This window comes from Deinococcus soli (ex Cha et al. 2016) (assembly GCF_001007995.1).
Lineage (GTDB): Bacteria > Deinococcota > Deinococci > Deinococcales > Deinococcaceae > Deinococcus > Deinococcus soli.
Genome location: NZ_CP011389.1, coordinates 288,925 through 307,213 on the forward strand (window position 1 = coordinate 288,925; position 18,289 = coordinate 307,213).

General features: G+C 70.3%; 14 protein-coding genes. 9 read left to right on the forward strand and 5 right to left on the reverse strand.

Annotated features, from left to right (window positions below; genetic code table 11):
- Positions 1–28 precede the first annotated feature (28 nt).
- Complete coding sequence (ligA, locus tag SY84_RS01400; protein ID WP_046842499.1) at positions 29–2,050, reverse strand: NAD-dependent DNA ligase LigA; 2,022 nt, start codon at positions 2,048–2,050, stop codon at positions 29–31.
- Between the two features lie 230 nt (positions 2,051–2,280).
- Between ligA and SY84_RS01405 the strand changes: the two genes are divergently transcribed.
- Positions 2,281–3,378: a BMP family lipoprotein gene (locus tag SY84_RS01405; RefSeq protein ID WP_046842500.1), complete on the forward strand. Its 1,098-nt coding sequence runs from the start codon at positions 2,281–2,283 to the stop codon at positions 3,376–3,378.
- A gap of 262 nt (positions 3,379–3,640) precedes the next feature.
- Here the strand turns inward: SY84_RS01405 and SY84_RS01410 are convergent, their stop codons facing one another.
- Together SY84_RS01410 and SY84_RS01415 are read right to left on the reverse strand one after the other, a co-directional pair.
- Positions 3,641–4,741, reverse strand: a complete 1,101-nt coding sequence (locus tag SY84_RS01410) for a protease complex subunit PrcB family protein (RefSeq protein WP_046842501.1) — start codon at positions 4,739–4,741, stop codon at positions 3,641–3,643.
- A gap of 74 nt (positions 4,742–4,815) precedes the next feature.
- A complete protein-coding gene (locus tag SY84_RS01415) occupies positions 4,816–6,447 on the reverse strand; it encodes a DNA repair protein RecN (RefSeq protein WP_046842502.1) in 1,632 nt (543 codons plus the stop codon).
- A 192-nt stretch (positions 6,448–6,639) separates the two neighbouring features.
- Between SY84_RS01415 and SY84_RS01420 the strand changes: the two genes are divergently transcribed.
- Both SY84_RS01420 and pckA read left to right on the forward strand, forming a co-directional pair.
- Entirely contained in the window at positions 6,640–7,809 is a 1,170-nt protein-coding gene (locus SY84_RS01420) for a hypothetical protein (RefSeq protein WP_052750997.1), read from the forward strand.
- Positions 7,810–8,171: 362 nt separating this feature from the next.
- Positions 8,172–9,761: a phosphoenolpyruvate carboxykinase (ATP) gene (pckA, locus tag SY84_RS01425; protein ID WP_046842503.1), complete on the forward strand. Its 1,590-nt coding sequence runs from the start codon at positions 8,172–8,174 to the stop codon at positions 9,759–9,761.
- Positions 9,762–9,832: 71 nt separating this feature from the next.
- Here the strand turns inward: pckA and SY84_RS01430 are convergent, their stop codons facing one another.
- Positions 9,833–10,351: a hypothetical protein gene (locus SY84_RS01430; RefSeq protein WP_046842504.1), complete on the reverse strand. Its 519-nt coding sequence runs from the start codon at positions 10,349–10,351 to the stop codon at positions 9,833–9,835.
- 67 nt (positions 10,352–10,418) lie between these two features.
- The gene (lepB, locus tag SY84_RS01435) at positions 10,419–10,994 is read right to left on the reverse strand and encodes a signal peptidase I (protein ID WP_046842505.1); all 576 of its coding nucleotides are present in this window, start codon (positions 10,992–10,994) and stop codon (positions 10,419–10,421) included.
- 270 nt (positions 10,995–11,264) lie between these two features.
- Here lepB and SY84_RS01440 point away from each other — a divergent pair, with 270 nt between their 5' ends.
- The 6 genes from SY84_RS01440 (at position 11,265) to galK (ending at position 18,266) form a co-directional block, all read left to right on the forward strand.
- A complete protein-coding gene (locus SY84_RS01440; RefSeq protein WP_046842506.1) occupies positions 11,265–11,609 on the forward strand; it encodes an FKBP-type peptidyl-prolyl cis-trans isomerase in 345 nt (114 codons plus the stop codon).
- 138 nt (positions 11,610–11,747) lie between these two features.
- Positions 11,748–12,506: a DeoR/GlpR family DNA-binding transcription regulator gene (locus tag SY84_RS01445; protein WP_046842507.1), complete on the forward strand. Its 759-nt coding sequence runs from the start codon at positions 11,748–11,750 to the stop codon at positions 12,504–12,506.
- A 64-nt stretch (positions 12,507–12,570) separates the two neighbouring features.
- Complete coding sequence (locus tag SY84_RS01450; protein ID WP_046842508.1) at positions 12,571–14,610, forward strand: beta-galactosidase; 2,040 nt, start codon at positions 12,571–12,573, stop codon at positions 14,608–14,610.
- The gene (locus tag SY84_RS01455) at positions 14,603–16,099 is read left to right on the forward strand and encodes a glycoside hydrolase family 36 protein (protein ID WP_046842509.1); all 1,497 of its coding nucleotides are present in this window, start codon (positions 14,603–14,605) and stop codon (positions 16,097–16,099) included. Before SY84_RS01450 ends, SY84_RS01455 begins: the two co-directional genes overlap by 8 nt.
- Positions 16,096–17,226 (forward strand): galactose-1-phosphate uridylyltransferase, encoded by a 1,131-nt coding sequence (galT, locus tag SY84_RS01460; RefSeq protein WP_046842510.1) that lies wholly within the window; start codon positions 16,096–16,098, stop codon positions 17,224–17,226. Before SY84_RS01455 ends, galT begins: the two co-directional genes overlap by 4 nt.
- Entirely contained in the window at positions 17,223–18,266 is a 1,044-nt protein-coding gene (galK, locus tag SY84_RS01465) for a galactokinase (RefSeq protein WP_046842511.1), read from the forward strand. The genes galT and galK overlap by 4 nt, the downstream gene beginning before the upstream one ends.
- The last annotated feature ends 23 nt before the right edge of the window (positions 18,267–18,289 follow it).

Below are 18,289 nucleotides of genomic sequence, written 5' to 3' on the forward strand. Positions count from 1 at the left end.
AATACCGCCCAGTGTACCTGCTGGGCCTTCAGTTGGTCACGCCGCGCGCGGCGAGCAGCTCGTCCAGGGCCGCCTCGTCCAGCACGGTCACGCCGAGTTCCTGCGCGCGGGCCAGTTTGCTGCCCGCCTCCTCCCCGGCGATCAGGAAGCTGGTCTTCTTCGTGACGCTGCCCGTGACGCGCCCCCCGGCCTGTTCCAGCTGCGCCTTGATGGCGTCGCGCGGGCGGCCCAGCGTGCCGGTGATCACGAAGTTCAGGCCCTGGAGCTGCTCGCCGCGCGTGACCTGTTCCTCCTGCGGGTTCACGCCGTGGTCGCGCAGGCGGGCGATCAGGTCCCGCATGCTGGGGTCGGCCAGGGACGCGGTGACGCTCTGGGCGATCACGCCGCCCATGCCGGGCACGCTCTCGATCTGCTCGGGCGTGGCCGAGAGCAGGGCGTCCAGCGTGCCGAAGGCGCGGGCGAGCGCCTGGGCGTTGCGTTCCCCGACGTGGTTCATGCCCAGCGCGTTCACGAGGCGCCACAGGGGCCTGCCCCGGCTGGCGTCCAGCTGGGACAGGATGTTCTGCGCCTTCTTCTCACCGCTGCGGTCCAGCGAACCCAGTTGCTCGGCGTTCAGGCCGTACAGGTCGGCGGCGTCACGCACGAGTCCGGTCTCGATGAGCTGCGCGACCAGTTTCTCGCCGATGCCGCGCACGTCCATCGCGCCGCGCGACACGAAGTACCGGATGCGCTCGAAGGCCTGCGAGGGGCAGGCGGGGTTCGGGCAGTAGGTGTTCGCGTCACCCTCGGCGCGCGTGACCTCGTGGCCGCACTCCGGGCAGTGGGTGGGGAACTCGAAGGGCTGGGCGCCGTCCGGGCGCCGGTCGGTCAGGACGCGCATGATCTGCGGGATCACGCCGCCGGACTTGCGCACGACGACCGTGTCCCCGATCCGCAGGTCCAGGTCGCGGATGAAGTCCTCGTTGTGCAGCGTGGCGCGGCTGACGGTGCTGCCCTCGATCAGGCGCGGCGCGAGGTGCGCCAGCGGCGCGAGCTTCCCGGTGCGGCCCACGTTCACAGTGATGGCCTCCAGGGTCGTCTCGACCTCCTCGACGGGGAACTTGTACGCGATGGCCCATCTGGGCGCGCGGCTGGTGAAGCCCGCCTCCTCCTGCGCGCGCAGGTCGTCCAGTTTCAGGACGGTGCCGTCCGCGTCGAACTCGAAGGAGCTGCGCGCGGCGGTCATCCGGGCGTGGTAGTCGGCGGCGGCGGCCAGCCCGTGCAGTTCCTCGCTGTGCTCACTGGTGGGAAAGCCCTGGTCACGGAGCCACGCCAGCACCTCGCCCTGCGTGCGGGCGGGCACGCCGTCACGCTTGCCCAGCGCGTACAGGATCGCCCTGAGGTTGCGGCTGCGCGTCACCTCCGGGTCCTTCTGCCGCAGCGCGCCCGCCGCGCCGTTGCGGGGGTTCTTCAGCAGCGGCGTGCCGAGTTCCTCGGCCTGCGCGTTGAACGCCGCGAAGTCCGCGCGGCTCATGTAGACCTCGCCGCGCACCTCCAGTTCCCCGCGCAGGCCAGGCAGCGTGGTGGGGATGCCGGGCACGGTCAGCACCTGCGCGGTGACGATCTCGCCGGTCACGCCGTTGCCGCGCGTGGCCGCCCACTGCAACTCGCCGTCCAGGTAGTAGAGGTTCACGCTCAGGCCGTCGATCTTCAGTTCGCCCGTGAACGTGAAGTCGTCATGATCGGCCGGGAGACCCAGCGCGCGCGCCAGTTTCTCCTGCCAGTCGCGCAGCTCCGCGTCGTCAAAGGCGTTGTCCAGGCTGGTCATGGGCGTGGGGTGATTCACGGGCTGGAACGCGGCGGCCGGGGCGCCCCCCACGGTCTGCGCCGGGCTGTCGCTGCCAGCCTGCGCGGCCCAGTCCGGGTGCGCCGCTTCCAGGTCCCGCAGTTCACGGGCCAGGGCGTCGTAGGCGTCGTCGGGGATGCTGGGCGCGTCCTGTTCGTAGTAGGCGCGGTTGTGGGCGGCCACCTCGGCCCGCAGGGCCAGGTAACGGTCAAACTCGGGCGTCATGGCCGGTAGCGTACCATTCAGGTTCAATTCAGCCTGGAACAGTACGCTACCCCCTGGCCCGAGCAACCCACCGTGATTTTGGAAGGCTAAAGAATCACACAATCACCCGTTCATCCGACGTGAAGAATCCGACCCATCGGCCACCGGGCACCGGGGGTCTAGACACCCACCAAAATCCGTATACTCTATTCAAGCAATCCACGCACCAACTTCCCCTGGAGGAACATCACATGAAGAAGATCCTGACCCTGGCCCTCGCCATGACCGCCACCGCCGCCTCCGCCCAGGCCCTGCGCGTCGGCCTCGCCTACGACGCGGGCGGCAAGTTCGACAAGAGCTTCAACCAGAGCGCCTACGAGGGCAGCCAGCGCGCCAAGAAGAACTTCGGCATCGAGACCAAGGACTTCGAACCCAGCGACCCCAGCCAGACCGTGCAGGGCATCCGCCAGTTCGCTCAGGACGGCTTCGACCTGACCGTCGGCGTGGGCTTCGCCAACAACGCCAGCATCAGCCAGGTCGCCAAGGAAAACCCTGACCTGTTCTTCGGCCTGATCGACGACGTCTCCCCCGAGAAGAACGTCGCCAGCCTGGTCTTCCAGGAAGAGCAGGGCAGCTACCTCGTCGGCTACCTCGCGGGCATGAACAGCTCCACCGGCGTCGTCGGCTTCGTCGGCGGCATGGACATCCCCCTGATCCACAAGTTCGAGGCCGGCTTCGCCGCGGGCGCCAAGGCCGCCAACGCCAAGATCAAGGTCATCGCCCAGTACGTCGGCACCACCCCCGATGCCTGGAACAACCCCGGTAAGGCCAAGGAAATCGCCGGCAGCATGCGCGCCAAGGGTGCGGACATCATCTTCGCCGCCGCCGGTGCGTCCGGCAACGGCGTGATCGACTACATCAAGCAGACCCAGTGCGTGAAGGCCGCCAACCTCCCCAGTGGCGTGAAGTTCACCACCAACAACTTCGCCAAGGTCGCCAAGAGCGCCGCGTACCAGAAGGCCTGCGCCGGCAACACCCGCCCCATGTTCTTCATCGGCGTGGACAGCAACCAGAACTACCTGGGCGACTTCGACAAGAACCCCGCCACCATGAACCACGGTCTGACCAGCATGCTCAAGCGTGTGGACAACGCCGTGTACGCCCTGATCCAGGACGTCAGGAACAACAAGTTCAAGGGCGGCGAGCGTCGCTTCGGCCTGAAGGACGCGGGCGTCGGCTACGCCGTCGACCAGTACAACAAGGCCCTGATCAGCAGCGCCCAGGTCGCCAAGGTCGAGGCCGTCAAGGCCAAGATCATCAGCGGCGCCATCAAGGTTCCCACCAAGTAAGGCCCACGCCTGACCTGAAACGGCCCCCCAGCGGGGCCGTTTTCGCGTGCCCAGGGTCCTTAATGGGTGTGGGCTCCGGTCATCACCCGGACTTCTTGGCAGTGGAACGGACGTAGCGCTCTGTGCCGTGTCGGCGGGTGTTGACGTCCCGGCGCCTCGACGCTGCACGTGATCACGCCCTCCCGTGAACCCGGCGGCCCCGCGCCGAAGGAGCGGTCACCCGCTGTGGGATGACCGCTCCTTCGGCGTGGGTCTGGGGTGGTCAGCGCACCTGTCCGCCGCCCGTGGCGGTGGGGAGCGGCTGCCCGTTCTCGTCGATGACGGTCACGGTGGTGTAGCTGCCGGGAACGCTCACGATGGCCCAGGGGCTGGTGATGACCTGCGCGAGGATCGCACCGGGTGCGGGGGCAGTCAGGCGGACGCGCAGGGTCAGCTGCGTGCCGCTGCTGCTGGCGCTGACGACCTGCACGCCGTACCCGCCGGTGGGGCGCTGACCGAGGAACACGCCGATCAGGGTGCGGCCCGTGACGCTGGGGGGCGTGGGAACGCTGCTCTGGCGGCCGTACGCGCGGGCGTACAGGCTGCTGGCGGCGCTGGCGGTGGCGGCGACCTGCACGCCGGCCTCGCTGGTATTGGCGTTGGTGCCGGTGGCGATCTGGGTGACGGTCACGTTGCCTCCAGGGGTCGGCGTGGTGGGGGTCGGGGTGGTGGGTGTGCCGGGCAGGGGGCGGGGCGGCTGGACCTGTGCGGCGGGGACGCTACTCAGGATGTACAGGTCGCTGCGCAGGTGCTCGGTGGGTGTGGGTTCCACCGCGAGTGCCGGGGCAGCCTGGTTGGCGAGGACAGCCACGGCCAGCGGGCCCTGGGGGCGCAGGGTATCCGCCAGGACGCGGGCCTCGTCGTCCGTGAGCTGCCCGGCGCCCTTCAGGCCCTCCACGCGGGTGCCGCCGACCGTGCCGCTGGTGCCGTTCAGGCGGGTCCAGCTCTGACCGTCGGTGTAGTACACGGCGCTGATCTGCGCGCCGCTGGCCGGCGTGACGGTGAAGGTACTCCCCTGGCGGGTCACGGTCACCTGCGCGGGGATGGTGGTCGTGGGTTCTCGGTAGGTGGCCTTGCCGTTCACGCTGAGGCTACCGGGCGTGGCGATGGGGTCGGTGACCTGGGCGCGCAGGTCCGCGCTCTGACTGCCGAGTTTCACGCTGCTGGCGCTGCCCTGGAGGGTACCGTACACCCAGACGACGCGTTCCTGCGCGCCGCCGTACAGGACGGCCTCGTGGACTCTGAGGTTGCCGGGGCCGGTCATGGTGCAGGCGCTGAGGAGACCGGCACCGAGCAGGGCGGCGGCGAGCAGGGTTCTTTTCATGCGTCCCAGCTTATGAGCGCAGTCTGACGGGCGACTGAACGCCGCCTTTCAGAAATCCTGACGGTTGGTGCCGCTCAGGCGGTCCCGGCGAGCAGTTCGCGGGCGTGGGTCAGGGCGGCGTCACTGGTGTTGCCGCTGAGCATCCGGGCGATCTCCTCCAGGCGTTCGCTCTGCGTGAGGAGGCGCACGCGGCTGACGGTGCGTCCTCCCTCGACGCTCTTCTCGACCTTGTAGTGGTGGTCGGCCCGCGCGGCGATCTGCGCGAGGTGCGTCACGACGAGCACCTGCCGGGTCGCGGCCAGGGCGCGCAGCTGATCGGCGACGGCGTGCGCGGCGCTGCCGCCGATCCCGGCGTCCACCTCGTCGAACACCACGGCGGGCGTGTCGGCACCCAGGACGGTGCTGATGGCCAGCATGACGCGGCTGAGTTCCCCGCCGGAGGCCACGTCGGCCAGCGGGGCGAGGTCCTCGCCGGGGTTGGCGTTGAAGTGCAGTGTCACGTCGCTCAGGCCGTGCGGGCCGGGTTCGCTCAGGGCGCCCAGGTGGAAGGCCAGGCGGGCGTGCGGCATGCCCAGCTGCCGGATGACGGCCAGCAGGTCGGCGGCCAGGGGGGCGGCGCGTGTGCGCCGGGCGGCGTCCAGGGTCTCCCCTGCCGCCTGCACCCGGGCGCGCAGGGCGTCCACCTCGGCGTCCAGGGTGCCCGCGTCCTGCTCGTCGCGGGTGAGGTCCGCGAGTTCCGTCTCGACCTGTGCGTGGAAGGTCAGCACGTCTTCCAGGCCCGGGCCATACTTGGCGCGGAGTTTCCCCAGGGCGCCCAGGCGGGCCTCGACCCGCGCGAGTTCCTCGGGGTCGGGCGCCTGGTCCTCGGCGACGGCGCGCAGTTCACCCACGACCGCCTGGATGCTGGCGAGCGCCTCGCGCAGTTCGCTCTGCAGCTGCGCGGTGGTGTCGTCGAAGCGCGCCCCGGCGTTCAGGGCGCGCACGGCCTCGTTCAGGAAGCCCAGGGCGTTCTCGTCCCCGTCGCTCAGGAGGTGCAGCGCCCCGGCGGCACTCTGCGCGATGGTGTCGAGGTTCGCCAGCCGGGTCAGGTCCGCCTGGAGGGGCTCCTCCTCGCCGAGCTGCGGGGCGACCTCGGTGATCTCGCGGTCCTGGAACTGCAGCAGGTCGAGCTGCCGGGCGCGTTCGCGTTCGGTGGCGCGCAGACGCTCCAGGCGGGCGCGGGCGTCCTGCCAGTCGCGGTAGACGCTGGCGTACGCGGCGTGCGGGGTGTCCACCTGTCGGTCGAGCAGCGCGCGCTGGTTGGCGGGCGTGAGGAGACTGACCGCCGAGTGCTGCCAGTGGATGGTCAGGCGCCGCTGCGCCCACTCCTGCAGTTCGCGCAGGCTGACGACCTCGCCGTCCAGGCGGGCGGTGCTGCGGCCGTGCGCGGTCACGCGGCGGCTGGCGATCTCGTCGCCCCAGTGGCCGGTGACCAGAAGGTCGTCCTCGCCGCTGCGGATCAGGTCGGTGTTGCTGCGGCTGCCCAGCAGCAGGCCCAGGGCGTCCACGATGATGCTCTTGCCCGCGCCGGTCTCGCCGGTGAAGACGCTCAGGCCGCCGCTGAACTCCAGGTTCAGGCTGCGGATGGTCGCCAGGTTCCGGACCTCCAGGGCGCGCAGGGGCGGCAGGGCGGGGGGGGCGTCAGCACGCGGGGCCTTGCGGGTCACGCCCCCGAGTGTAGCGCGAAGGCCTGCGGGGCGACGGTGCTGCGCGCGACCTTCGCGGCGCGGCACGCGAACATGAATGCGGCGTTACGTTCCGCCCACACTGGGCTCGGGGGTGGGTCTGAGAATGGGCCGCATGACCCGGTCGCGCAGCCCTGCATCCTGCACGGGCGCGACCGGCCCAAAGGAGTCACCATGAACACGAACACTGATGCGACCGGCGGCGTGAGCAAGCGCAGCCTCGTCCTGCTGGGGGCCCTGGCCGGACTGATGACCAACCGTGACACGCGCCGCGCCCTGGTGGACGGCACCCGCACCGCCTGGACCGGCACCCAGCACACCCTGAGTGACAGTGTGAAGCCCGCACTGCTGTCGGCCGCCGCGCAAGCCGCGCAGATCGCGCAGGAGACCGCGCGCAGTGGCGCACACACGGTCGCCAGCACGGCCTCCAGCCTGAAGGATGAGGCGGCGCCCCGCGCGAGCGCACTGCTGGACAGTGTCCTGCACGCCGCGAGTGGACTGGCCGGTCAGGCGCAGGAGGTCGCGGCGCGCGCGGCGACGGTCGGCGGCGAGGGCGCCCGCACGCTGGGTCATGAGGCCGGGCGCCTCGCGTCGGACGCCAGTGTCACGGTGCAGACGCAGGCTCAGCGGGGCCTGAAACGCGCCGAGCAGGCGACGCGGCCCGCACGGCGCGCCGCGGCCCTGACCCTGTCGGACGCATCGGGCGCCGCGACGGAACTCCTGGCGAACGTGCAGGACACCGTGAGCAGCACCCTGCATGAGGCTGTGGACGGCGCCGAGGCCCGCCGCCGCCGCGTGGAGCGCACCCTGCGCCAGGCGCGCCGCGACGCCGAGCGTGACCTGCGAAGGGGAAAGAAGACCCTCAGCGCCAGTCAGCTGGACCGCGCGGTGAGCCGCAAGCTGGCGCCGCTGGAAAAACAGCTGGGCCGTGAACTGAAGGTCATCGAGAAGCAGGTGCGCCGCGCCCGCAAGGACGATCGCAGCGGCGGTGGCGGTGGAGCTACCGCGACGCTGGTGCTGCTGGGGACCGGCGCGGTGGTGCTGGCCCGCGTGCCTGCCGCCCGTCAGGCGATCCTGTCGGCGGTGGAGAAGGTCAGTCCCGAGGCCGCGCAGAGCCTGCATCAGGCAGGCCGCAACGCCCGCAATCTGATCGGCACCATGTGGTTGGAACGCATCGAGGAGCCCCAGGCGACGCCGGCACCCGGCGCGGCGAAGGCCACGCAGGCGGCGACGACGGGCGCCACCTGGGGTGGGGCCGTGGCGCCCGACGCTCCGGCAGCCGCGAAAACTGCCGCGCAGGACGGCGCACCGAAGCCCGAAGGTCAGACGAAACCGGCGAACTGAGGTCCACGCCACCCCGAGGTGCCTTCCCGTGATGGGAGGGCACTTTTTTGTGGTGGCTCGACACCGGGTCGCACAGGGTGTCCGGCTATTCTGTTCGGCTCTTGAACAAAAGGCCGGGGGCGGACCTTGCACCCGGTAATGGATCGGTACACCCACCGTGGACACTGAGATGTGGCGTCGCAGTCGGCGCCGCCGCATGTAAGGTCGTCCACCCGACGGGGACATCCCTGTCTGTTGTCCCCGAATGCGTGACACCACAAAGGTTGGACTGGAACCGCTTCACAGGCGACAATTTCTCCGTAACATCGAACACCAATTCACCCCGACACGCCCCGCGAGGCGGCGCTGCACACGGAGGACCCATGAGCCTGACCGCGACCAACCCGCTGGCCGACCTCGGCATCAAGACCGCCACCATCCACCTCAACCCCGGCGTGGACGCCCTGTACGCCGACGCGATCCGGCTCGGCGAGGGCGTGCAGGCCGCCTGCGGCCCCCTCACCGTCCGTACCAACAAGACCGGCCGCAGCCCCAAGGACCGCTTCATCGTCGAAGACGACCTGACCCGTGACCGCGTGTGGTGGGGCGGCTTCAACACCCCGATCAGCCCGGTCGTGTTCGACCGCCTGCTCGACAAGATGACCCGCCACGCCGAAGGGAAGGAACTGTTCGTGCAGCAGGTGTACGCCGGGACCGACCCCCGCTACCGCATCGGCTGCCGCATGGTCACCGAGATGGCGTACCACTCGCTGTTCATCCGTAACATGTTCGTCCGCCCCACCCCCGAGGAACTCACGGACTTCCACGAGGACTGGACGGTCCTGAACATCCCGTCCTTCAAGGCGGACCCCGCCGTGGACGGTGTGCGCAGCGACACGTTCATCATCGTGAACTTCACGCGCAAGATGATCATCGCGGGCGGCACCCAGTACGCCGGGGAGAACAAAAAAGGCATCTTCGGCGTGCTGAACTACCTGCTGCCCGAAGCGGGCGTCATGCCCATGCACTGCTCCGCGAACGTGGGCGAAGGCGGCGACGTGGCGCTGTTCTTCGGCCTGAGCGGCACCGGCAAGACCACCCTGAGCGCCGACCCCAGCCGCAAGCTGATCGGTGACGACGAGCACGGCTGGACCGACAGCGGCGTCTTCAACTTCGAGGGCGGCTGCTACGCCAAGGTCATCAACCTGAACGCCGAAGCCGAACCCGCCATTCACCGCACCACCCGCACCTACGGCACCGTGCTGGAAAACGTGGTGCTCGACGCTCAGGGTGAACCGGACCTGAACGACGGCTCGCTGACCGAGAACACCCGCAGCGCCTACCCCATCGACCAGATCGACAACGTGCAGCCGGGGTCCATCGCGGGCCACCCGAAGAACGTGGTGTTCCTGACCGCCGACGCGTACGGCGTGCTGCCCCCCATCAGCCGCCTGAGCGCCGAGCAGACCATGTACCAGTTCATCAGCGGCTTCACCGCCAAGATCCCCGGCACGGAAGACGGCGTGACCGAACCCAGCCCCACCTTCAGCACCTGCTTCGGCGCGCCGTTCATGCCCCGCCACCCGGGCGAGTACGCCCGCCTGCTGGCGCAGAAGGTGCAGGAGAGCGGCGCCCGCGTGTGGCTGGTGAACACCGGCTGGAGCGGCGGCATGTACGGCCAGGGCAAACGCATGAGCATCGCCCACACCCGCGCCATGATTAATGCGGCGCTGTCTGGCGTGCTGGACGACGTGACGTTCGAGAAGGAACCCTTCTTCGACCTGGAGATCCCCACCCAGGTGCCCGGCGTGCCTGCCGGCGTGCTGAACCCCCGCGACGCCTGGGCAGACAAGGACGCCTACGACCAGGCGGCCCGCAAGCTGGCCCGCATGTTCCGCGAGAACTTCAAACGCTTCGAGGACGGCGTGGACGCGGCCGTCACGAACAGCATGCCCAACCCCGACGCGAACTAAGTCCCACACGATGAGGCGGCTCCCCGGTGAACAGGGAGCCGCCTCGTTCTGGGTGCCTGGCTGCTGCGCCCTTACTTGAACTTGACGCTGGCGAGCACCTTGTCGAACGTGCCGCTGGCCGCCGCGAAGCGTGCGGGCGTGTCGGTCAGCTGGAACGAATACAGGTTCTTCGCACCGACGCCGTACCACACACGCATCTTCAGCTGGCCCTTGGGGTGCGTGAGGGTGTAGCTGCGCTCCACGCCGCTCAGGGCGCCGACCTTCAGGGTGCGGCTGGCCGTCTGCTTCACGGCGGCGCCCGTGCCCTTGATGCCGGCCTCAAACTTCTTGAATTCACCTTCGGGGGTGGGCTTGCCGCCCGCCTTGTCCACAAACAGCAGGCGCATCAGCGTGGCAGGCGGGGCCTTGGCGGACACGATGGACACGCCGCTGGTACCGTCTTTGAAGTCCACGCCCAGCCACCCCTTGGGGAGGCTGACCGTGAAAGGGAGCTTCGGGTCGCTGAAGCCCACGAGGGTCTGGGCCTGGGTGGTGCCGAGGGTGGCGGCGAGCGCCACGGCGGGGAGGGTCAGGGAGCGGGCAAACTTCATGAGAGGCACCGTACCGCCCGAGTGTGAGCGTCCCCCCCGCCCCACGTGAACGGACCCTGTGGCCCGTTCAGCGCGGGATCAGGCCTGGGCGCGGCCACAGGCGCAGGTCGGCAGGCCCGGCGACGTCGCGCAGGTCCACCGGGCCGTACACGCGACTGTCGAGGCTCTCGCCGATGCGGCGGTTGTCGCCCATCACCCAGACCTTCCCGGCGGGGACGCGCAGGGCGGGCTGATCGTCCACGAAGCCCTCGCTGGCGTAATTCTCGGCCAGGGTGCGGCCATTGACCACCACCCGCCCGTCCCGGATGGCGACCGTGTCGCCGGGCAGGGCCACCACGCGTTTGACATTGTACTGGCGGTGACGCAGCCCGTACTGAGTTTCAAAGGCGTAGGGGCTGTCGGCGGGTGCTTTGAAGATCAGCAGGTCACCCCGGCGCGGGTAGGGCCCCCCCAGGCCCCAGGCCCGCAGCCAGCGGGGGTACTTCAGGAGGACCAGCACGTCCCCGCTGTCCAGGGTGGGGTTCATGGAATCGCCGTCCACGCGGGCCAGCGTGAACCCGAAGGTGGTCAGCAGGTACGCGGCGGCGGCACTGCGCACCCAGGGGCGCCAGCTGTCGCGGGAGGTGGTGGGGGGTGCACTCACGGTGTCGCAGGGTAGCGTACCGCCCCGCAGCGCTGGCCCCGCGAAGTGAGGGAACGGGCCAGGTGACCTGTCTACCTGATCATCATAAAGCTCATGGGACGGGGGTGGCGCGCAGGGCCGGCGGGTCTGGACAACGGCCCGGGGCGGTTCGCTGCTGCTGTGCATCCCCCTTGAGCGTCTCCCCATGAGTCGGAGCAAACTCTTAATTGCCTTCATGGTCACTTCAGCTTGGGTAGCGGACACGTGTGCAGGTCGGGTAGCCTGACGCGCATGACCGCTGAAGGCAAGACCGAAGGACTGAAGATCGACAAGTACCACGAGGGGACCGGCGCGCAGGCGCAGGCCGGGAAGATGGTGCGCGTGCACTACACCGGAATGCTGGAAAACGGGCAGAAGTTCGACAGCAGCCGTGACCGTGGCGAGCCGATCGAGTTCCCGCTGGGCGTCGGGTACGTTATCCAGGGCTGGGATCAGGGCATCGCGCAGCTGCGCGTGGGCGACAAGGCCAAGCTGACCATCCCCGCCCACCTGGGGTACGGCGCGGCGGGCGTGCCCGGCGTGATTCCCGGCGGCGCAACCCTGATCTTCGACGTGGAACTGGTGGACGTCCGCTGAGCGGACATTCTCACCGTCAGCCCCGACCTGCGCGGTCGGGGTTTCTTGTGCCTGCCGCTGGGGCTGTCCAGCGGCCCCTCTTGCCACCACTTCATAACTTCCGTAATATTCGAAAGACATGAAAGCTCCGGGACGTGCATGATCGAGGGTCGACGCAGCGAGATCGTTGCGCTGGTCCGCCAGCACGGCGAACTGAGCGTGACCGAACTCTCGGGCCTGCTGGGCGTCTCGGAGGTCACGGTCCGCAGCGACCTGAACGCGCTGGCGCAGGCCGGGCACGTGCGGCGCACGCGCGGGCGGGTCAGCCTGCCCCTGGACCTGCGCCGCGAGGCGCCGCTGGAGACCAGCATGCGCGAGTTCGCAGCGGCCAAGCGCCGCATCGGGCAGGCAGCGGCCGGCCTGGTCCGCAGTGGAGACACCGTGTTCCTGGACGTGGGGAGCACCACGTCCGAGGTCGCGCGGGCGCTGTCCCCATCGCTGCAGGACGTGACGGTCGTCACGAACGGCCTGAACATCGCCCTGCTGCTCGAGCGCCTGCCGGGCGTGCGGGTCATCGTGACCGGCGGCACCCTGCGGCCCCTGCAGCATTCGCTGGTCAGTCCGTACGCGCTGGATGTGCTGCGCCACATTCATGCCGACCGGCTGTTCCTGGGCTGCAATGGCGTGCACGCCGCGTCGGGCGTGACGAACGCGAACCACGAGGAGGCCGAGGTCAAGCGCCTGATGGCCGAGCAAACGAGCGAGGTGGTGGTCGTCGCGGATCACCGCAAGCTGGGCGTGGTCAGCCGGGCGTTCATCACGCCGCTGGACCGCGTGACGACCCTGATCACTGACCGCGCCGCGACCTCTCCCCCGCCAGACGTGCTGGACGCCGTGAAGGACGTCCGCGTGGTCTGATCCGCCACCTTCCCTGCCCATGCAGAAACCGGTTACCGATCCTCTCCCCCACCCGAGGCCACCCATGACCCACCCCGACCCCACCACCCCCGAATTCCTGATGCTGGGCACCTGCGATTACCCCGAGCATGTCCCCTCTGACCGCTGGGCACCGTACGCGCGGATGCAGGCCGAGCTGGGCCTGCGATTTGTGCGGGTGGCGGAGTTCGCCTGGAGCCGCCTGGAGCCCCGCCCCGGCGAGTTCGACTGGGCGTGGCTGGACGACGCGATCGCCGCGTACGCCGCCGAGGGCCTGCGCGTGGTGATGTGCACGCCGACGCCGACGCCGCCCGCGTGGCTGATCCGCGCGCACCCGGAGATCCTGGCGTTCGACGAGGGGGGCCGCGTGCGGGAGTTCGGGTCGCGCCGCCACTACGATTTCGCTTCGCCTGTGTTCCGGGAGCATTCGCGCCGCATCACGCGCGCGGTCGCCGAGCGGTACGGGCAGCATCCGGCGGTGGTGGGCTGGCAGACCGACAACGAATTCGGCTGCCACGGCACCAGCCGCAGCTACGGCGGCGCGAGCGAGGCGGCGTTCCCCGCGTGGCTCCAGGCGCGCTACGGCACGCTGGACGCGCTGAACGAGGCGTGGGGGAACGTGTTCTGGAGCATGGAATACACCGACTGGGCGCAGGTGAAGGCCCCGGTGCTGACCGTGACGGAACCCAACCCGTCGCACGTGCTGGACTACCACCGCTTCGCGTCGGACCTGATCGCGTCGTTCCAGGCCGAGCAGGTGGAGCTCCTGCGTGAACTCGCGCCGGGGCGGTTCGTGACGCACAACTTCATGATCTTCGAGTCGGGCTTCGACCACTACGACGTGGCGCGCGGCCTGGACTTCGCCACGTGGGACAACTACCCGACCGGGATGCTGGAATTCTTCGCGCCGCCCGGCGTGGGCGAGGACCTCAAGACCCACTACGCCCGCACCGGGCACCCGGACCTGGTGGCGTTCAACCACGACGTGTACCGCGGTCTGATGCTGGGCAAGGACGGCCTGGGCCGTGAGGGCGCGGGCACCTCGAACGGCTTCTGGGTCATGGAGCAGCAGTGCGGGCAGGTGAACTGGGCGCCCTACAACCCACTGCCTGCCGAGGGCGCGGTGGCGCTGTGGACGGCTCAGGCGTGGGCGCACGGCGCGGACGTCGTGAGTTACTTCCGCTGGCGGGCCGCGACGATGGCGCAGGAGGTCATGCACTCCGGGCTGCTGCGCCACGACGAGACGCCCGACCGGGGCTTCGCGGAGGTCGCGGGCCTGGACCTCACGCAGTTTCCGGTGGGACCGGTCCCGGCGCGCGTGGCGCTGCTGCACGACTACGAGAGCCTGTGGATCTTCGATCAGCAGCGGCACGCGGCGGGCCTGAGCTACTGGGCGCAGACGGTCACGTACTACATGGCCCTGCGCTCGCTGGGCGTGGACGTGCAGATCACGCACCCGGACGCCGACCTGAGAGGCTACGTGGCGGTGGTCGCCCCGGCGATCACGCTGGTGCCCGGGGAGCGCGCAGCGCGCTGGGAAGCCGCGGCGCAGGCGGGCGTGCCGTTCGTGTTCGGCCCGCGCACGGCGTTCCGCACGCCGGGCGGCGCGACCTGGTCTGACGGGCAGTTTGGGCCGCTGTCGGGCCTGACGGGCGCGCGCCTGTTGCAGTACGACAGCCTGCGCCCCGGCGTGACGCAGGGCGTGGCCGGCCCGTTTGGGCATGCGCACGCGACCTTCTGGGCCGAGAGTTACCGCGTGAACGGCGCGCAGACCCTGGCCACGTACGCGGGCGGGCCACTGGACGGGCAGAGCGCCGTGATCCGGCACGGCAACGCGACCGTGATCGGCGCGCACAGCCAGGAGCTCATCCGGGCGGTGCTGAGCGACGTGCTGGGAGGCGCGGGCGTGCCGCTGCTGGACCTGCCGGAGGGCGTGCGCGTGTCGCGCCGCGCGGACCGGACGCTGGTGCAGAACTGGCATCCGCACGCGGTGACGTGGGGCGGCCTGAAGCTGGGTGCGGTGAGTTCGGTGGTGCTGGGCGGCGACTGGACGCCCACGGAAGGGAAAGGAGAGCAGGGTGAATAAGTGGATTGTCGACGAGGCCCCGCAGGACCTGCGGGTGCTGACCAGTGGGTTCCAGTCGTGGAGCGAGGCGGAACTGCGCCCGCTGACGGACGTGCAACCTCGCCCGGGGCAGGGCTGGCGGGTGGAGCAGGGGCACGATCCGGGCTTCCCTCCCAGCGGCGAGGCCGGGGTGTGGCGCAGCCATACCGTGCTGGCGCTGGTCCGCGCGGATGGGAGCGGCTGGGTGGGCAGCGTCGGGGACGCCACGCGCACCTTCGCGCAGTGGGAGGCCCGCGCCGGAACCGAAGGCGTGACCGTGACCTGCACCCTGGAAGGCCCCGATGTTCCCGTCACCTGGGAGGAGACCGGGGACGTGATCGCCACGCTGGAGACCCGCGCCGCCGAGCTGGGCGCGGCCATGGGCGCGCGGACACCCGCGCCGGTGCGGGTGTGGTGCTCGTGGTACTCGTACTACCGCGAGGTGACCCTGGAGGCCATGCTGGAGAACGCCCGGCTGGCCCGCGAGCACAGGCTGGACTTCGACGTGTTCCAGCTCGACGACGGCTTCCAGACGTTCCTGGGCGACTGGGAGGACCCCAGCACTCACTTCGGCGGGCACGCCCGCGAACTGCCCGCGCGCCTCGCGGAGCTGGGCTTGACGGCCGGGCTGTGGCTGGCGCCGTTCCTGGTGCAGCCACAGAGCCGCCTGTTCCGCGACCACCCCGAATGGCTGCTGCGCGGCGAGGACGGCCAGCCGCTGGCGTTCGGGAACAACTGGGGCGGCCCGTACCACGCGCTGGATACCACGCACCCCGGCGCGCTGGCGTGGATTCGCGAGCTGGGCCGCACGGTACGCGGCTGGGGGTACACGTACCTGAAGATCGACTTTCTGTACGGCGCGACGCAGCCCGGCGTGCGTCACGATCCCAGCGTCGGGCGGGCCGAGGCGTACCGGATGGGCCTGCAGGCGTTCCGGGACGGCGTGGGCGAGGACGCGTTCATCCTGGCGTGCGGGGCGCCGCTGGCGCAGAGCATCGGGCTGGTGGACGCCATGCGGACCGGCCCAGACGTGGCCCCGCTGTGGGATGAGGAGTCCCGCCGCGTGTGGCTGGGCGACGCGACCGGCCCCAGCGCCCGCAACGCACTGCACACGGCGCTGAGCCGCTGGTATCAGCACGCGTGGTACCAGCCGGACCCGGACGTGGCGATCTGCCGCCGTGAACTGAGCCTGCTCAGCGCCACCGAGCGGGAAGCCATTGCCGGGATGCTGGACGTCATCGGGGGCCTGCGGGCCAGCAGCGACCCGATCAGCCTGCTTGACGAGGAAGGCCGTGCGCTGCTCCGACAGTGCCTGACGGTCAGCACCCCGGACCGCCCCGTGACGCTGGCTGCGTCGCACGGGGACGCGGTGACGCACTTCACGCGCGGGACCTTCAACCTGACCGACCGCGCGGGTGACGGCATTCCCGCGCACGGGTACCGGCCCGGCACCGGGAAGGAGCAGGTATGACGACCGAACCCACCTCTGAAGCCCTGCCCGGCGGGTACCACAGCGCCGACTTCACGAAACCCGACGGGCGCGGCCTGACCCTGTATGGCCTCCAGCCGGTGCGGGTGGACAGCGAGATTCCCAGCCCCAGCCCGGACCCGGTGGACGCCCGGCCCCTCATGCGCTGGCATCCGGTGCGCGGCGAGTGGGTCATGTACGCCGCGCACCGCATGGGCCGCACGTTCCTCCCCCCGCCCGAGTACAACCCGCTGGCACCCACCCGCGACCCCGAGCACCCCACCGAACTGCCGCGCGGCGAGTACGACATCGCCGTGTTCGACAACCGCTTCCCCAGCCTGACCCTCACGGCCCCCGACCCGGAGCCCGGCCCGGCCGGGACGCGCGCGGGCGTCGGCAAGTGCGAGGTCGTGGTGTTCAGCCAGAGTGCCCAGGGCCGCCTGTGCGACCTGACGAACGAGCAAATCAGCCTGCTGCTGGCCGTCTGGGCCGACCGCACCACCCGCCTCGCGGAGACCGGTCAGATCAACGCGGTGCTGCCCTTCGAGAACCGTGGAGTGGAGGTCGGGGTGACCCTGCACCACCCGCACGGGCAGATCTACGCCTACGATCACGTGCCGCCCGTCGCCGCGCGCGCCGCCGCGCAGATGGACGCGTACGTCGCCGAGCACGGCCGCCCCTGGCTGGAGGACTTCATCCAGGAGGAACGCGCCGCCGAGGACCGCATCATCCGCGATGACGGCGCGGCCCTGAGCGTCGTGCCACCGTTCGCGAGGTACACCTTCGAGACGTGGGTGCTGCCCACCCGGCCCGTCAGCCTCCTGAGTGACCTGGGTGACGCCGAGCGGCTCAGCATGGCGCGGGTGCTGCGGGACGCGCTGCGCCGCCTGGACGGCCTGTTCGGCGTGCGGATGCCGTACCTGCTGACCGTGCATCAGGCGCCGCTGGACACGCCCCGCCCGGCGTTCCCGCTGCACATCGAGATCTACCCGTACCTGCGCGCGCCGGGCCGCCTGAAGTTCCTGGCGGGTACCGAGCAGGGCGCCGGAGAGTTCGCGAACGACAAGTTCCCGGAGGTCGCCGCCGCCGAGCTGCGCGCCGTGCCGGACACCGCAGGAGACGGACTGTGACCCACACCAGTTATGAACAGGCGTTCGGAAGTGCGCCGCAGGCCACCGCGCAGGCACCGGGCCGCGTGAATCTGCTGGGTGAACACACCGACTACCAGGGGGGCTTCGTGCTGCCCACCGCCATCCCGCAGCAGGCGACGGTCGAGCTGGGCCGCAACGGCAGCGCCGAGCACGTCCTGTACTCCGCGAATCTGGATCAGACCATCCGCGTGCCTGTCGGCGAGACCGGCGAGGGCTTCGCGCCGTACCTGACGGGCTGCTTCCAGCTGAGCGGCGTGCAGGAGGGCCTGAACGCCTTCATTACCAGTGACGTGCCCAGCGGCGGCCTGAGCAGCAGCGCCGCGCTGGAGGTCGCCACGCTGCGCGCCCTGCGGAACCTCGCGGACCTCGACCTCGACGACGTGGCCCTCGCCCTGCGCGGCGTGCAGGTCGAACACGAGTTCGTGGGCGTCAAGTGCGGCGTGATGGACCAGATGGCCAGCTCCCTGGCCGACACCCGCACCATGCTCCTGATCGACACCCGCAGCCTCGACCGCCGCGCCGTGCCGTTCCCCGCCGGGGCGGAGGTGCTCGTCATCGACTCCGGCGTGCCGCGCCGCCTCGCCGAGAGCGGCTACAACGAACGACGCGCGCAGGTCGAGGAAGCCGCCCGCCTGCTCGGCGTCCCGCAACTACGAGACGTGACTGACCCCGCCGCCGTCGAGACGCTGCCGCCCATCCTGCGCGAACGCGCCCGGCACGTCGTCACCGAGAACGCCCGCGTCCTGGCCGCCCTGGAACCCGGCGTGGACGCCACGCGCTTCGGGCAGCTCATGAACGCCAGCCACGCCAGCCTCCAAGGCGACTACGCCGTCAGCCACGAACGGGTGGATCAACTCGTCGCGCTGCTCCAGGCGCACCCGGACGTGTACGGCGCCCGGATGACCGGCGCGGGCTTCGGCGGCGCGGTCGTCGCCCTCGTCCGCCAGGGGCAGGCCACCGTCGCCGCGCAGGCCGTCTTAGCGAAGTACAGCGAGCAGGGTTCCCAGGTCGTTCCGTAACACACCCGTACGCCAGTGTGCCG